Origin of the sequence: Lipingzhangella halophila (assembly GCF_014203805.1) — a bacterium.
Lineage (GTDB): Bacteria > Actinomycetota > Actinomycetes > Streptosporangiales > Streptosporangiaceae > Lipingzhangella > Lipingzhangella halophila.
In genome coordinates, this window is record NZ_JACHJT010000001.1 from 5353238 (window position 1) to 5367891 (window position 14654).

General features: G+C 69.8%; 13 protein-coding genes and 1 pseudogene. 9 read left to right on the top strand and 5 right to left on the bottom strand.

Annotation, left to right across the window (positions count from 1 at the left end):
- The first annotated feature begins 114 nt into the window (after window positions 1–114).
- The gene (locus F4561_RS24265) at window positions 115–1293 is read left to right on the top strand and encodes a sensor histidine kinase (protein WP_184581968.1); all 1179 of its coding nucleotides are present in this window, start codon (window positions 115–117) and stop codon (window positions 1291–1293) included.
- Window positions 1290–1988 (top strand): response regulator, encoded by a 699-nt coding sequence (locus tag F4561_RS24270; protein WP_184581970.1) that lies wholly within the window; start codon window positions 1290–1292, stop codon window positions 1986–1988. The genes F4561_RS24265 and F4561_RS24270 overlap by 4 nt, the downstream gene beginning before the upstream one ends.
- Before the next feature lie 21 nt (window positions 1989–2009).
- Here F4561_RS24270 and dtd read toward each other — a convergent pair whose 3' ends face one another.
- Together dtd and F4561_RS24280 are read right to left on the bottom strand one after the other, a co-directional pair.
- On the bottom strand, window positions 2010–2435 hold the full coding sequence (gene dtd, locus F4561_RS24275) for a D-aminoacyl-tRNA deacylase (protein WP_184581972.1): 426 nt from the start codon (window positions 2433–2435) through the stop codon (window positions 2010–2012).
- 8 nt (window positions 2436–2443) lie between these two features.
- Entirely contained in the window at window positions 2444–4249 is a 1806-nt protein-coding gene (locus tag F4561_RS24280; protein WP_246437272.1) for a DUF2207 domain-containing protein, read from the bottom strand.
- 162 nt (window positions 4250–4411) lie between these two features.
- Between F4561_RS24280 and F4561_RS24285 the strand changes: the two genes are divergently transcribed.
- The 3 genes and pseudogenes from F4561_RS24285 to F4561_RS32820 form a co-directional block, all read left to right on the top strand.
- Window positions 4412–5380 carry a neutral zinc metallopeptidase gene (locus F4561_RS24285; RefSeq protein WP_184581974.1) on the top strand — a complete coding sequence of 323 codons (969 nt, stop codon included), beginning with the start codon at window positions 4412–4414 and terminating at the stop codon, window positions 5378–5380.
- Window positions 5341–6345 carry a neutral zinc metallopeptidase gene (locus F4561_RS24290; protein ID WP_312885510.1) on the top strand — a complete coding sequence of 335 codons (1005 nt, stop codon included), beginning with the start codon at window positions 5341–5343 and terminating at the stop codon, window positions 6343–6345. The genes F4561_RS24285 and F4561_RS24290 overlap by 40 nt, the downstream gene beginning before the upstream one ends.
- A gap of 67 nt (window positions 6346–6412) precedes the next feature.
- A pseudogene (locus F4561_RS32820) lies at window positions 6413–8668 on the top strand (hypothetical protein); the annotation flags it as partial.
- A 36-nt stretch (window positions 8669–8704) separates the two neighbouring features.
- Here the strand turns inward: F4561_RS32820 and F4561_RS24295 are convergent.
- The 3 genes from F4561_RS24295 to F4561_RS24305 form a co-directional block, all read right to left on the bottom strand.
- The gene (locus F4561_RS24295) at window positions 8705–9001 is read right to left on the bottom strand and encodes a DUF2516 family protein (RefSeq protein ID WP_184581976.1); all 297 of its coding nucleotides are present in this window, start codon (window positions 8999–9001) and stop codon (window positions 8705–8707) included.
- A 106-nt stretch (window positions 9002–9107) separates the two neighbouring features.
- Window positions 9108–10049 carry a M56 family metallopeptidase gene (locus F4561_RS24300; RefSeq protein ID WP_184581977.1) on the bottom strand — a complete coding sequence of 314 codons (942 nt, stop codon included), beginning with the start codon at window positions 10047–10049 and terminating at the stop codon, window positions 9108–9110.
- Between the two features lie 4 nt (window positions 10050–10053).
- Window positions 10054–10416: a BlaI/MecI/CopY family transcriptional regulator gene (locus F4561_RS24305; RefSeq protein ID WP_184581979.1), complete on the bottom strand. Its 363-nt coding sequence runs from the start codon at window positions 10414–10416 to the stop codon at window positions 10054–10056.
- Window positions 10417–10685: 269 nt separating this feature from the next.
- Between F4561_RS24305 and F4561_RS24310 the strand changes: the two genes are divergently transcribed.
- The 4 genes from F4561_RS24310 (at window position 10686) to F4561_RS24325 (ending at window position 14590) form a co-directional block, all read left to right on the top strand.
- Window positions 10686–11678 carry an alpha/beta hydrolase gene (locus F4561_RS24310; protein WP_184581981.1) on the top strand — a complete coding sequence of 331 codons (993 nt, stop codon included), beginning with the start codon at window positions 10686–10688 and terminating at the stop codon, window positions 11676–11678.
- Between the two features lie 354 nt (window positions 11679–12032).
- Window positions 12033–13274 (top strand): D-inositol-3-phosphate glycosyltransferase, encoded by a 1242-nt coding sequence (mshA, locus tag F4561_RS24315; RefSeq protein ID WP_184581983.1) that lies wholly within the window; start codon window positions 12033–12035, stop codon window positions 13272–13274.
- Window positions 13275–13287: 13 nt separating this feature from the next.
- Window positions 13288–13833, top strand: coding sequence for a YbjN domain-containing protein (locus tag F4561_RS24320; RefSeq protein ID WP_184581985.1), 546 nt, complete (start codon window positions 13288–13290; stop codon window positions 13831–13833).
- A gap of 10 nt (window positions 13834–13843) precedes the next feature.
- The gene (locus F4561_RS24325) at window positions 13844–14590 is read left to right on the top strand and encodes a phosphoglyceromutase (protein ID WP_184581987.1); all 747 of its coding nucleotides are present in this window, start codon (window positions 13844–13846) and stop codon (window positions 14588–14590) included.
- Window positions 14591–14654: the final 64 nt, after the last annotated feature.

Genomic DNA, 14654 nt, shown 5'->3' on the forward strand with positions numbered 1-14654 from the left:
CGTTCCAGTTCGCGGCTGAATCATCTCGTAAGGGACAGTGAATATCGAGCGAACCTCGGTTCCAAGTCGAGGCCATTGGGGTAACGCCTGGCCATTTCGGCTTACGATCGAACTGTGCAAGGGGAGCTGCTCAGCGCTATCGCGGGGCTCGTCGGACTCGTGACGGGCGTCGCGGCGGGACTTGCGTTCCGATTCAGCGAGCGGGGCCGCAACACATCCCCTGAGCCCCCGGCCCAGGCCGAGTTGCCGGCCGGCATCGCCGAGGTTCTCGCAGCCCTGCCGTCCTCGGCCGTGGTGCTCGACTCCGCCGACCGCGTTCTGCGGGCCAGCTCGGCGGCCCGCGCCTACGGGATCGTACGCGGCTCGGAGCTCGTCATCGGTGACCTGCTCGCGTTGGCCCGGCAGGTGCGCCGCGACGGTGTGATCCGCGAGACCGAGATCGAAGTGGCCGTCCGCAAGTTCGGGCCCGATGCCACCTCCTTCGCGGTACGGGTAGCCCCTCTGGGTGGTACCGGGCTGGTCCTGGTCCTCGCCGAGGACCAGACCGAGCACCGCCGCGTCGAGGCGGTCCGCCGGGACTTCGTGGCCAACATCAGCCACGAGCTCAAGACGCCTGTGGGGGCGTTGTCGCTGCTGGCCGAAACCGTGGCCGACGCCAGCGACGACCCAGAGGCCGTCCGCCGGTTCACCGGCCGAATGCAGCAAGAGACATCCCGCCTCACCAGCGTAATCCAGGACCTGATTACATTGTCCCGGATCCAGGGTGCCGAACCCATCGCCGAACCCGACAGGATCGACGTCGAGACCGTGGTCCAGGAGGCACTCGACGCGGTGCAGACCGCGGCCGACACCAAGGAGATCGAACTGGTCTCCAGCGGAGTCGAGGGCATCGTGGCCCTCGGCGACGAAAGCCTACTCGTCACCGCCCTACGAAACCTCGTGGCCAACGCGGTCGCCTACAGCCCCGAACGCACCCGGGTATCCGTGCTGACGGAGGTGACCGACACCGCAGTTGAGATCAGCGTGGCCGACCAGGGAATCGGCATACCGGCGCAGGATCTGGAACGAGTCTTCGAGCGCTTCTACCGTGTGGACGCGGCTCGAAGCCGGGCGACCGGGGGGACCGGTCTCGGCCTGGCGATCGTCAAACACATCATGACTCACCACCGTGGAGAAGTGACCGTGTGGAGCAAGGAAGGATCGGGGTCGACGTTCACCTTGCGTCTCCCCCGGCCCGAGACCCGGGAGCGAACGCACTCCCCGGAAACCAGCAATCGGGAGGCGGCACAGTGACGCGTGTACTCGTCGTTGAGGACGAGGAATCCTACAGCGATGCCCTGTCGTACATGCTGCGCAAGGAAGGCTTCGAGGTCGCGGTCGCGACCACCGGGACTGAAGCCCTGGAGGCGTTCGACCGCTCCGGCGCCGACCTGGTGCTCCTCGACCTGATGCTGCCCGGCCTACCCGGTACCGAGGTGTGCCGGACGCTGCGGCAGAAGTCCAACGTCCCAGTGATCATGCTCACGGCCAAGGACAGCGAGATCGACAAGGTCGTGGGGCTGGAACTGGGTGCGGACGACTACGTCACCAAACCGTTCTCGTCGCGGGAACTCGTGGCGCGCATCCGGGCCGTGATGCGCCGTCGCGGCGAGGACGAGGCGCTGCTCCCCTCGGCGCTGGAGGCCGGTCCGGTCCGGATGGACGTGGAGCGGCACGTGGTCACGGTCCGCGGCGAGCACGTGCAGCTCCCGCTCAAGGAGTTCGAGCTGCTGGAGGTGCTCCTCCGGAACGCCGGACGGGTCCTTACCCGGATGCAGCTCATCGACCGGGTGTGGGGCGCCGACTACGTGGGCGACACCAAGACCCTCGACGTCCACGTCAAACGGCTGCGCGCCAAGATCGAGGCCGACCCGGGCAACCCCGAGTTCATCGTGACGGTGCGCGGCCTGGGCTACAAGTTCGAACCGGTGGTCGCGACGGCGGAATAGCGGAGTAACCGCAGGGGGCCGTCACACCTCCAGGATCACCGTGAAGGGCCCCTCGTTGGTGAGCGCGACCGACATCTGCGCGCCGAAGACGCCGGTCTCGACATGCGCGCCGAGGTCGCGGAGTTCCTTGACCACCGCGTCGACCAGCGGCTCGGCGGTGGTGCCGGGGGCTGCTGCCTGCCAGGTGGGGCGGCGGCCCTTCCGGGCGTCGCCGTACAGCGTGAACTGGCTGACGACGAGCAGCGGAGCGCTGATGTCGGAGCAGGACTGCTCGCCATCGAGGATCCGCAGGCCCCACAGTTTGGCGGCCAGCTTGCGCGCTTCGGCCTCGGTGTCGGTGTGCGTGGCGCCGACCAGTGCCATCAGCCCCGGCCGGGTGATCTCCCCGGCAACCTCGCCCGCCACGGTCACCGACGCGTGGCTGACCCGCTGCACGACCGCTCTCATCGTTTCCTCTAGTTGAGTGTCCGGAACTGGCGGGTGTTCGAGATGACACCCGCCAGTGTCAGGGTGAACATCTTGATGGACTCGGCGAAGTCCTGGAGCCGCCAGTCCTCGGGCCCTTTGTACCAGGGCAGTCCGTTGTCCTCGATCTGGTCCGCGCCGGCCGCCGCCAGAACCCTCGCCCAGCGGTCCACGTTGTCGAAGATGATCGCGTACGGCAGGTAGCGGGAGAACACGCTGACCCGGTGCTGCTCGGGCACCTGCTCCGCCCGCGCGCTCATCAGGAAGGACCGGAAACCCAGGGTGTGCGCGAACACCAGGCTTCCCTGGCTGGTCTTCGCCGGCATGAACTGCCCGCCCACGGTCACCGCGGCACCGGCGATGATCACGGCCAGGCCGGTGAAGGCCGCCTGGGTGAAGACCGCCAGCAGCACGGTGAGGAGCACCCCCACTGCGGTAAGCGCGATTCCGCCGGTCGTCCAGCGGGACCGGACCAGGTTCGGGCGGCGCGCGAACCACTTGAGGCGCACCATGTCGCGGTAGAGCTCGTCACGGACCTCGGCCAGCCGGTCCGCGAACCGCTCGCTGCCCAGTTCCGCCAGGGTGATACGGCCGCGGCGCCCGAAGATCGCGTCGATCAGCAGCCGCTCGTAGGGCAGCAACGGGTCGTGCTGGCCGTTCGGAAGCCGTTCGAGCTGCCAGTCGACCGACGTGTAGTGCTCGTGTGGCAGCTCCCGGATCGTGAGGTGTCCGCGTACGGCGAGGTCGACAATGGTGGCGGTGATGTCCACGACGTCGGCCTGCTCGTCGATGAGCGTGCCGATCTGGCCGGGATGGACGTCGTCGGGAGGGCGGAACCGCATGCCCTCCTTCCCCGGGGCCAGAGGGCTGCTGTCGCCCGCGGCCGCCTCGGCGCGCACGGCCCGTTCGTCGCGCCCGCGTTCCCGAACGATCATGACGAGCCCGCCGACCAGCACCACGAGCAGCAGCCCGAAGACGCTCGCGGTTCCCGGGGTGATGGCGAACGCGGAGGTGAGCGTCCATTTCTCGTCGAGTATCGGGGTACCGGGGGCCGTGTCCGCGGGGTAGGTGACGACGATGCCCAGACTCTGGCCGGGCTCCATGTTCGCCTGCATGAACCGGGCGGTGTCCGCCTCGTGCCCGCCCATGTCCGAGACGGTGCAGTACATCGAGCTGCGTGCCGCGCCGGCGGTGCAGGACAGGGCGATCGGCGGGGCGGGGGCGTCGACCACGACCGTGGTCCCGGCGACGGGTTCGCTGTACCCGCCAACGGCGGCCCATTCCAGCTCGATCCCCTCGCCAACGCTGTCTGTGGCGCCGCGCACCTCGTAGTGCAGCACAACAGTGTCGGACCCGGCGGTGTCCATGGTCACATCGAGGGACTCGCCCTCCTGGGATTCCCGCTCGGTGGAGTCGGCCTGGACCGTCTCGCCGTCGGCGTCCTCCGCTGTGACCTTGGTGACCTCGTAACGCCGGTCGTGCGTGTTGTCGTAGGGCTCCTGGGTCACGAAGGTGCGGGTGAACTCCTCCGGAGCGGGCTCGTTGAAGGTGATGGTCTCCGTGCCATGGAGTACCCCGTCACTGTCGAGGCGCAGCGAGACCTCATTGGTGATCGGCGCGTCCTCATCCTCCTGTGGCAGGGTGTCGTGGTCATCCGCCGAGGCGAGCCCGGCCTGCCGAACCGCCGGCGCGGCCAGCGGTTCGGCGGCCACCGGCGTTGTGGCGGGACCGGCGCCGCAGAGCACAACGACGGCCCCGGTCATGGTGACCGTGCGTGCGAGTAGGACCCACCCCATGGCGGGAGAGCCTATCGGCTCGCTCCCGCGGCCGACGTCGGACAATCGGGTTACGGATCGGCAGCGGGATCCACAGGCCGTGCCGGTGGGCGGCATAATCGTCAACGTCGAAAGAGCGCTGCCCAGCATTGATCGAAAGGGTGTCGGGAGGTGAGCGGCCTCATGGCGAGACCGGGTTCGGACGCGCTGCGCGGGAGCAGAGGCAGCGGGAGCGACAGCCCGTACTCCCTTCCCACCCCCTCGCGCCGGCCGCGGCAGCGGTTCAGCGCCGGGGTCATCGTCGCGCTGCTCACCGGCCTGTCCGCCGCCGGCCTGGCCGGTTTCCTGACCTTCTCCGCCTTCGTCGACAGCAGCGAGGCCACCACCGCCCCGGAAGGCGGTACCACCGAAGGCGAGCCCCCGCCCGAGGCGGATGCCGGCGAGAAGGTCCTGACGGCCAACTCGCTCTACGAGAACGGGGAACTCGCCGAGGTCACCTGCGAGGCGCCGGACCTCGACCCGGACGACCAGGAGTCAATGGAGAACTTCCTGCACGAGATCACCGACTGCCTCGACAAAGCCTGGAGCGAGCACTTCGAGTCCAGCGGGATAAAGTTCGAGAAGCCGCAGCGCATCTACTGGTACACCTCGGGCCAGAGCCCGTGCGGCAGCTACCCCGCACCGGGCGTGGCCGCGTTCTACTGCAAGGCCAACAACGGCCTCTACCTCGGACTGGAGGACATCGCCCAGAACTCGGGCAACAGTAAGCACCCCGAGGCGTACACCTTCCTGCTGAGCCACGAGTACGGCCATCACGTGCAGGGAGAGTCAGGCATCCTCGGCTACCTGCACAGCGCCCGCGGTGAGGAGCGTCACGACGAAGAGGACAAGGACGACCTGACACGGCGCAGTGAGCTCCAGGCGAACTGCCTTGGCGGCAACTTCCTCGGGGCAGCCGAAGAGTCCCTCTCGATCGACTCCCATACGCGTGCGAATATCCTCGAGGATGCGCAACGCCGGGGCGACTTCTACCCCGACGAGCGGACGCACGGCTCACCCGAGAACGGATCGATGTGGACGGCCCACGGCATGGATCGGAGGAACCCGGCCGCGTGCAACACGTGGTCCGCCCAGGACGGCTTGGTCGACTGACCCGCGAGGCCCGCCGGCTCACCGGGGGGCACGCCACTGGGCATCGCAGGGCGCTCTACGCGGGACTGCTCGCCCTGGTGTTCGTGCTGGCCGCTCTCACCTGGAACACCACCAGCGGCCCCGGTCCGGGGCAGGCGTCCGACCCGGGTGCTGAGCAGCCCGGCTCCGGTGATCAGGCCGACTACGGCACCCGCGACTTGGCCCGCCCGCCGGTCCTCGACGGGAACGCCCAGCGTCCGGTGGGCGACGGCGCTCTCACGGCGAACCCGCTGTACGACACCGACCGCCTCGCCTCGCTGCCCTGCCCCGCACCCGAGCTCGACATCGACGATCCCGGCTCGGTCGAGAACTTCCTGAACACCCTGACCGACTGCCTCGACGACGCGTGGAGTGCCCAGTTCCGCGAGGCGGGCATCCCCTACGAACCGCCGCGGCGCGTCTTCTGGAGCGAGGCCGGGACCAGCCCGTGCCGCGAGTACCCCTCCGCCGCTGGGGCCTTCTACTGCCGGACGAACAAGAGCGTGTATGTCGGTACCGCGGATGTGGTGGAGAAGTGGAACGGCGCGGAGAACAGCATCGTCTACGCGTCGCTGCTCGCGCACGAGTACGGGCACCACGTCCAGGGCGAGTCGGGCCTCCTGGAGCACTACCACGAGCAACGGCGGCGGCAGGAGACCACCGAGAAGCGCAACATCTGGACCCGCAAGGCGGAGCTGCAGGCCAACTGCTTCGCCGGGACGTTTCTGGGCTCGGTCGCACTGACCTACCCCGTCAGCGAGGACGACCGCGAGACCGTGCTTGAGGACGCCTCGTCCACCGCCGACCGCGAGGACGGCCCCGAGGAGGAGCGCACCCACGGCTCCGCCGAGAACGGCACGTACTGGCTGAAACAGGGGATGGACGAGCAGACCCCCGGGGCCTGCAACACCTGGAACCTCCCGGACGGCGACTCCCTCGTCCAGTAACCGGCACCGGTACGGGAGCCGGCACGCAGCGGGTGTAGCCCGGCCACACGCGGGAATGCCTTCCCGCATGCCGGGTGAGAGCGTCGTGGAGTTGCGCGTTCATGGGGTCAGCGGAGGCCAGGCCGAGGAACTACTCGACGTCGAACCGGCGGTTCGGGTCGGCGGCGACGGCCTCGCCGGGTTCTTCCGGTGGCGGCGCAAGCGCGACACCGAGGTGGTCCGCGACGTCCCCCGCGAGATCTTCGCCTGGGGCAACCTGACCTCCGGGCGGTCTTCGCGCGCGCTCTGGTTGCTTCTGTTGCCGTTCATGCTGGTCAATGTCGCCTACTGGATGCGCCCAGGACGGCGCGGCGCCCGGCCGCCCTCGCGGATCTACCGGTGGGCCGACTACAGCTACGGACTTTCCGTACGCCTGCTTTCCCTCAGCCTCACGGCGCTGCTGGTCCTGGCCGGCGCCGGCATTGGGATGGACCTGGTGGCCTGGCAGTGCCTGGGCTACGGAACCCAGTGCGCCGAGCTCCGCCCGTGGCTCGGTTTCCTGTCCGCTCCCGGCGCTTTTCTCGCCGAGCCCGGGCGGGCCCTGGCCGCCGGAGCGCTGCTGCCGCTCGCGATCGTGCTGGCGCTGTGGCGGCTCTCGCGGCGTACCAGCAGTGTCTATGACGTCACCATGACCGCGAACGGCGCGCCATCGGCGGACGACGCGCCGCTGAGCGACCCGGACTTCTGGCGGAACAGCCAGACCCTGGGGAGGCTGCGGTCGGCGCACATCGCCGTGGCCGTCGGCGTGGTGACCGCGCTGCTTCTCACCCCCGCGCTGGTCCATGACCTGGCGGCCGGCACCGCCGCCTCCGGGGCGGTCCTCGCCGGGCTCCTGGGACTCACCCTGGCCGGCAGCACCGTGTGCGTGCTCATTCCCGGTACCGATCCGTGGTGGAACCGGCGGGCCGATGTTGTCTGCCGCGTGCTGCGCGACACGTCACTGCTGTTACTGGCGGTATCAGTGAGCTACCTGCTCTGGCCGCGCCCGGACTGGACCGCGCAGGGCCGGCTGCCGGGCTACGCCGTAGGGCTGAACACGCTGCTCGCGGTGCAGTGCGCGCTGGCGCTGCTGCTGGTGCTGGCCGCCGTGGTGCTCTACCGCACGAACCGGGTGCACTCCGACACCGCGATGCGCGGCATGGCCGGCCCGGCGACGGCCGCGTTCGGTGTGCTGTTCGGCGGGGTCTTCTCCGCCGCGGTGGTCTACCAGGCCGCCGGGTGGCTCGGCGGCTGCTACTACCCGGGCGCCGAGGCCGCCGGCTGCATCGTACTGCGCCCACCCAGCGCCTACTCGTGGCTGCAGCTCGCGTTCAGCATGGAGGCGGCGATCGCGTTGGCGGCGCTGGCGGCGCTGGCGCTGTTCCTGTGGCGCCGCACCCGCGCCGAGGCGCGCGACGTGGCCGCCGAGTACCAGAAGGACCCTGAGGCCCCACGCGCCCGGGAGATCGCCCGGGCCCGCGCCATGGGCAGCATGACCGAGACCCTGCCCGCCTGTCTCACCGCGTTCATGCTGCCGGCCGTCGCGCTGGTGCTGCTGGTCCTCTACGCCGCGATCACCGGCCGCCTGACCGCAACCCCGGTGGACGGGGCCCAGATCACGCCGGCCGCGGTGGCCGCCGACTCCACCCTGTGGGTGCAGGGAGCGGTCTCGCTCCTGGTGATGACCGGCTCGTGGCTGGGCGGGTTCGTCCTCGCGGCGGTGGTGTGGCTGGGCCGCAGTGCTTACCGGGACCGGCCGACCCGGCAGGCGCTCGGCGTACTGTGGGACGTCGGGACGTTCTGGCCGCGGGTGGCGCACCCGCTGGCGCCCCCGTCCTATGCCGAGCGCGCCGTCCCGCAACTGACCGCCAGGATCGCGGGAATGACCGCGCATGGGACCGGGGTCGTGCTCTCCGGGCACTCGCAGGGGTCAGTGCTGGCGGCCGCGACCATGTGGCAGATGCCGGAACGGTGCCTCCCCTACGTCACGCTGCTCACGCACGGCTCTCCGCTGTACCGGCTCTACGGGCGCTACTTCCCGGCCTACTTCGGCCCGGACGCGCTCGCCGACCTCGCCCACCGGCTGCACGGCTGGCGCAACCTCTGGCGCGCGACCGACGCCATAGGCGGCCCGATCCATCTGGAGCGTGACGGCGGGTGGACGACCGTCGACCGCGCGGAACCGCTTCCGGACCCCCGGCGCTACGACGCCCAGGAAGGGGAGGCGCTTCCCCCGGAGATCCTCGGGCACGCCTTCTACACACGCGATCCCGCCTACACCGGAGCGGCGGTGGCGGCGGTGCGCGACCTCAACGAGTCGCGGTGGCACCGGTCCGCGGTGCTACCACGGGCCGTCCGCGCGTCCGATGCTGCGGGTGGCCGGCCGGACGTCGACCAGGTAAATCAGGGCGGCGGCGAGCGCGAGGATCGTGAAGAAGGCGCCGAAGCCGAGGGCGGCGCTCAGCGAGACGAAAGTCCCCACGCCGAGCAGAGCCGTCCATAGGCCCTTCGTCTGCTTATCCGCCGCGGGGAACGCCTGCGCAGGTGTCCGCAGGGCTTCGATCAGCGCGTACAGCGTCGTTACGAAGATCGCGATGAAGAGGATCTGCCACAGGAACCCGATTGACGTATTGACCACGAGGAGCTCCGAACCTTACGAGACGGTTGGCCAACCGTGAGGCCCGTATCCGGGCCTCACTCGCTCAACGCCGGGTGCCCGGAGAATCGTTCCCGCACGGTACGGCTCAGATGGGCAGGTTCCACAGCGCCAGCGAACTTACCATCAACACGAACGCCGAGGTCAGTACGACGGTGGTCGCGGGGCGCGAAAGCTCCTCTGCCGGCGTGATGAGCCGCGAAACGCGGGTGACCACCTCGGGCTCTGCGTCGCTGGCGGCCATGGCACCAGCGGGGACCTGGGTGTTGCCCGCGGTCCCGAACCGCATCAGTGCCGTTGCGAGCTCCTTGGCCGAGCGCTCGCGGCGGGCCTGGTCGTCGGCGCACATCTCGATCAGCAGCGCGACCGCGCGGTAGTAGGTGTCGAGCACCCGGACGCGCGGGAAGGCGCGTTTCAGTGAGGAGAACGGCAGCAGCACGAGGTCGTGGCGCTGCCGGAGATGGGCGTGCTCGTGCGCGAGCACCGCGGACAGCTCGCTGCGGTCGAGCACCCGCAGCGCACCCGCGCTGATGACCACCTTCGACCGCAGGACACCGGGAAGGCAGTAGGCGGCGGCCGCCGGGTGGTCGAGGACGCGCGCACCGGGCACCTCCGGGTCGTCGCGGGCGACGAGTTCGAGCAGGTCGTGGTGCCGCCGGCGGGTCCGGACCACGTGGACCGTGGACGCCACCAGGCCGCAGAAGAGCACCAGGGTGAGGCCGAACGCCACGAGGACAGCGGCGACCCGGGGGGCGCCGAACGGGGCCGCGGCGAACTTGGCCAGGTGCAGGCCGTGCGCGGAGACGTCCGCGGAAAGAGCGAAGAGCCCTCCGATGGCCCCCTTCCCGTAGGGGGCGAGACCGAACGCGAGCAGCGCGCCGATGGTGGAGATTCCCCAGGCCAGACCCAGCGCCTGCCAGGCGATGACGGCGACGTAGGGGCCGCGGGCGGGCCATGAGGCCCGACGTAGCCGTGCCGCAGCGATGAGACAGCCAACTGCGATGGTGGCGAGTAGGGCGGCACTGACCATTCGGCTACGTCCTTGGCTGGTCGCTTTCCGCTAGGGCGCGGCGAAGCGCTTCGGCTTCGTTGCCGTCCATCGAGCGTACAAACGCTGCCAGAGCGGCGTCACGATCTCCGGTCTGACCGAGAGCATCAATCATGAGCTCGGAGACATAACTCTCCCGGCTGGCTGCCGGGCGGTAGCGCCAAGCACGGCCCTCGCGGGATCGGGCCACGACCCCCTTCTTGGCGAGCCGATCGAGCACGGTCATCACCGTTGTGTGGGCGAGATCCCGGTCAGCGAGAGCCCGACTGACCTCGCGGACCGTGAGGGCCTCGTCCTGCGCCCACAGTACCTCCATAACCGCGCGTTCAAGGTCACCCAACCGATTCATACTTCTGAGTCTACTTGGGGTAGTACTACGCGACGTCGGGCCCCGGGTAACAGCACTCACCCCCCGCGGTCAGGGAACTCTGGCGCATCCGTCTCATCGACAACTACCCTGCGCGTCTGGCGCGTCGCGCTAAGCTACTTCCAGAATCGCTGATTACATTGGGTGAGGCCCGATTTCATCCACATTCCCGGAAAACGACGAACCTGACCGTTCCGCCGCCGGTGTCCACCCGCGTGGCGGAGCCACGGAACCACCCCGGGGGGCTCGGTGTGTTCACAACGCTCTCACGCAGGACAACGGTGCTCGTCGCCGCGTCCTTCGCGGTGGCCGCCGCCGCGACGTTCGCCACCGCCCAGGGCCCCGGTCCCGTGCCGGGGATCGAGTCGGGGGGCAGTGTTGCCGCCAAAGATCCGTACGCGGACACACCGGGCCACCAGGTCCCGGAGATCCAGCCGCGCCCCGGCGACGTAGCAGCCTGCGACCAGCCCGGCGAGGACGAGATCGTGCGCGTCCCCGACCGCGGCGCTCCGGACGGCAAGCGGCCCGTGTGGATCCGGCGCCCGCCCGGCCCCGACGACGCTGGCGTACCCGTCCTCTACCTGCTGCACGGCTCCACTGGCACGCACCGCGACATCATCGATGCCGGCGTCGGACCACTCATGGACGAGGCGATGTGCCGCCACGGCGTGCAGTTCGTGGTCGCCGCCCCCTACGGCCAGGAGACCGGCCGCAGCGACACCGAATGGGGCGACGACGCCGACGGCAGGTTCCACATCGAGACGTTCGTGACCCAGAAGGCGATCGAGGAGGTCGAGGGCGACCAGCGCCGACCGCGGGAGCTCCGCGCGATCGGCGGCTTCTCCATGGGCGGCTACGGGGCCGCGGCGCTCTCGTTGCGCAACCCCGGCATCTACCGCCAGGTGGTGAGCTGGGCCGGCTACTTCAAGGTCGACGACCCCAGTGGCACCTTCGGTCCCAGCCCCGACTCCGCGCACGCGCCCGACCAGCTCCTGGACAATCCCGGGGTCGCCGACATCCGGTTCAAGCTCATCGAGGGGACCGACGACCACACCCCGCTGCAATCGGGCAGCATCCACGGCGAGGCCGAACGGTTCGCCAAGCTGCTGCGGGAGCGTGACATGAGCGTCGAGACCCATTTCCCCGAAGGCGGCCACGACTTCGACGCCTGGAACCCGACGATTCCCGAGGCAGTGGGTTTCCTGGTGGAGGGCTGGACCGAGCCGGGCAACGGCGACGACTGAGCCGGCCCGTGGCGGGTCCGTATCGAGAGTGACCCTGCGGACGTTCTCGGCACCGAAGGTGTCCGCACGGACACCTTCGGTGCCGAATGGCGAAGACGCCGAATCCGCATGAGCGGCGCATCGGGGTACTGCCGAGCCCCGCGCTCCCCCACCCCCGGTTGCGCTCCGAAAGGCCCCCGACATCCATCATGGGAACACCTTGCGCCCCCGCCACTGTTGATAACTGACTGAAGCGGGGTGGAGTGGCCACCGGAGGAGAGAAAGGGCCGACAGTTGGTGCCGTACAGCCCTGATGTGCCCGATGCGTGGTTCCCGGGTCATGAAGGCCCCCCGAATCCCTCTCGCATCGCGACGATGAGCCTGCACACCTCACCACTCGAACAGCCCGGCACCGGGGACGCCGGCGGGATGAACGTCTACGTGGTCGAGGTCGCCAAACGGCTCGCCGAGCGCGGCGTCGCGGTCGACGTCTTCACCAGGGCATCGCGTCCCGACCAGCCGCCGGTGGTCGAGCTGGCGCCCGGCGTGAGTGTGCGGCACATCGCAGCTGGCCCGTTCGGTGACCTCGACAAGCAGGCCCTCGCCCAGCACCTGTGCCCGTTCATCTTCGGGGTACTGCAGACCGAGGCCCGCAACGCACCGGGGTACTACGACCTCGTGCACGGCCACTACTGGCTGTCCGGCCGGGCCGGGCTCGCGGCCGCGCACCGGTGGGGCGTTCCGATGGTCCAGTCGATGCACACCATGGCCAAGGTGAAGAACGCCCACCTCGCCAGCGGCGACTCCCCCGAACCCGAGCTCCGGGTCCGCGGCGAGGACCACCTCGTGCGCAGCGCGGACCACCTGGTCGCCAACACCGCCGACGAGGCCCGCCAACTCACCGGGTACTACGGCGCCGAGCCCGCCCGGATCAGCACGGTCCCGCCCGGGGTCGATCTCGACGTGTTCGCCCCCGGATCGCGCCAGGAAGCGCTGCGGCGCGCCGGGCTGCCCCCCGACACCGAGCTGCTGCTCTTCGTCGGGCGTCTGCAGCGGCTGAAGGCGCCCGATGTCCTCCTGCGCGCCGCGGCATCGCTCCTCGAACGCGATCCGACCCTGCGTGACCGGCTCGTCGTGGCCGTCGTCGGCGGGGTGTCCGGCTCCGACGACACAGAGCCGCAGCGCCTGGCCGCGCTCGCCCGCTCCCTCGGCATCCTCGACGTGGTCCGGATGGAGCCGCCGCGTTCCCGCGCCGAAGTGGCCCATCTCTACCGGGCGGCGACGGCCACGGTGGTGCCCTCGTACTCGGAGTCGTTCGGCCTGGTCGCCGTGGAGTCCCAGGCGTGCGGCACACCGGTGGTCGCCTCCCGGGTGGGCGGCCTGCCCACGGCCGTCCGCGACGGCATGTCGGGCGTGCTCGTGGACGGCCACGACCCCGAGGACTTCGCGCGGGCGCTGCACCGGCTGATCAGCGAACCGGGCCGGCGCGACGCTCTGGGACGCGCCGCTGTCACGCACGCGGCACAGCTGAGCTGGGGGGCGACCGTCGACGGCCTGCTGAACGTCTACCGTGGGACGCTGACCAGCGAGCCGTTGCCCGTGGCCGCCAACCAGTAAGCGAGTCGCCCACATGCCATCGCAGGAGCACGAGAACGCCATCCTGGCGATCGAGTCGGCTATCAAGGCCGCCGACCTGGAGTTCGAACGCCCCCGCCCGGACGCCTTCCTGGTCACTCTGCCCGGCGAGCGCAGGCTCAAGACCCTCGTCTGGCTGAACGTCGGCGAGTACAGCCTGCTGCTGAAGGCGTTCTTCTGCCGCCAACCCGACGAGAACCACGGCGGGTTCTACCACTGGCTGATGCACAAGAACGAGACCATGTACGGCATGGCCTTCGCGGCGGACGAGGTCGGCGACGTCTACATCGTGGGCCGGCTGCCGCTGTTCAGCGTCACTCCCGACGAGGTCGACCGGCTCCTCGGGTGCGTTCTGACCTACTCCGACGAGAACTTCAACGGGGCGTTGGAACGGGGGTTCGCCTCGTCGATCCGCAAGGAGTGGCAGTGGCGCGTCAACGGCGGGCACACCCTGCGCAACCTGGAGGCGTTCCGGCACCTCGTCGAGCCGACCGGAGAACGCGAGCAGGCCGGACGCACGCCCGGTCCTGATGGTCGCTAGGCTGGCGGGCATGGGGACTCTGGTTCTGCTGCGACACGGCGAAAGTACCTGGAACGCCGAGGGGTTGTTCACCGGGTGGGTGGACGTCGACCTCTCCACAACGGGTGAGGAGGAGGCCCGCAAGGGCGGCAGGCTGCTACTCGAAGCCGACGTGCGCCCCACCATCGTGTACACGTCGGTGCTGAAACGCGCCATCCGCACCGCCGAGATCTCGCTCGACGAGGCCGGGCTGAACTGGCTCCCGGTGCGGCGGTCCTGGCGGCTCAACGAGCGGCACTATGGGGCGCTGCAGGGCAAGGACAAGGCTCAGACCCGTGAGGAGTACGGCGAAGAGCAGTTCATGGTCTGGCGCCGCTCCTACGACACACCGCCGCCCAAGCTCGCCGACGACGCCACGTACTCGCAGGTGGGCGACCGGCGCTACGCGGACCTGCCGCCCGAGCTGATGCCGCGCACCGAGTGCCTGGCCGACGTCGTCGCCCGGATGCTGCCGTACTACTACGACGCGATCGTGCCCGACATCGCGGCGGGGCGCACCGTGCTGGTCGCCGCGCACGGCAACTCACTTCGGGCGCTGGTGAAGCACCTCGACGGCATCGACGACGAGACCATCGCGGGACTGAACATCCCCACCGGGATTCCGCTCGTCTACGAGCTCGACGACAACTTCGCTCCGCGCAAACACGGCGGCGAGTACCTGGACCCCGAGGCGGCCAAGGCGGCGATCGAGGCCGTTCGCAACCAAGGGAAGAAGTAACCCTCAAGCGGAACGGTTGCCGCGGCGCGCGTGTGCGACGCGGTCGCGGGCGGCGGGGCCGGCT

Bases quoted from the DNA above. Each gene is read 5' to 3' on its own strand.
- dtd (WP_184581972.1), bottom strand. From the start codon at position 2,435: ATGAGAGCGGTCGTGCAGCGGGTCAGCCACGCGTCGGTGACCGTGGCG.
- F4561_RS24280 (WP_246437272.1), bottom strand. From the start codon at position 4,249: ATGGGGTGGGTCCTACTCGCACGCACGGTCACCATGACCGGGGCCGTC.
- F4561_RS24285 (WP_184581974.1), top strand. From the start codon at position 4,412: ATGGCGAGACCGGGTTCGGACGCGCTGCGCGGGAGCAGAGGCAGCGGG.
- F4561_RS24300 (WP_184581977.1), bottom strand. From the start codon at position 10,049: ATGGTCAGTGCCGCCCTACTCGCCACCATCGCAGTTGGCTGTCTCATC.
- F4561_RS24305 (WP_184581979.1), bottom strand. From the start codon at position 10,416: ATGAATCGGTTGGGTGACCTTGAACGCGCGGTTATGGAGGTACTGTGG.
- mshA (WP_184581983.1), top strand. From the start codon at position 12,033: ATGAGCCTGCACACCTCACCACTCGAACAGCCCGGCACCGGGGACGCC.
- F4561_RS24320 (WP_184581985.1), top strand. From the start codon at position 13,288: ATGCCATCGCAGGAGCACGAGAACGCCATCCTGGCGATCGAGTCGGCT.
- F4561_RS24325 (WP_184581987.1), top strand. From the start codon at position 13,844: ATGGGGACTCTGGTTCTGCTGCGACACGGCGAAAGTACCTGGAACGCC.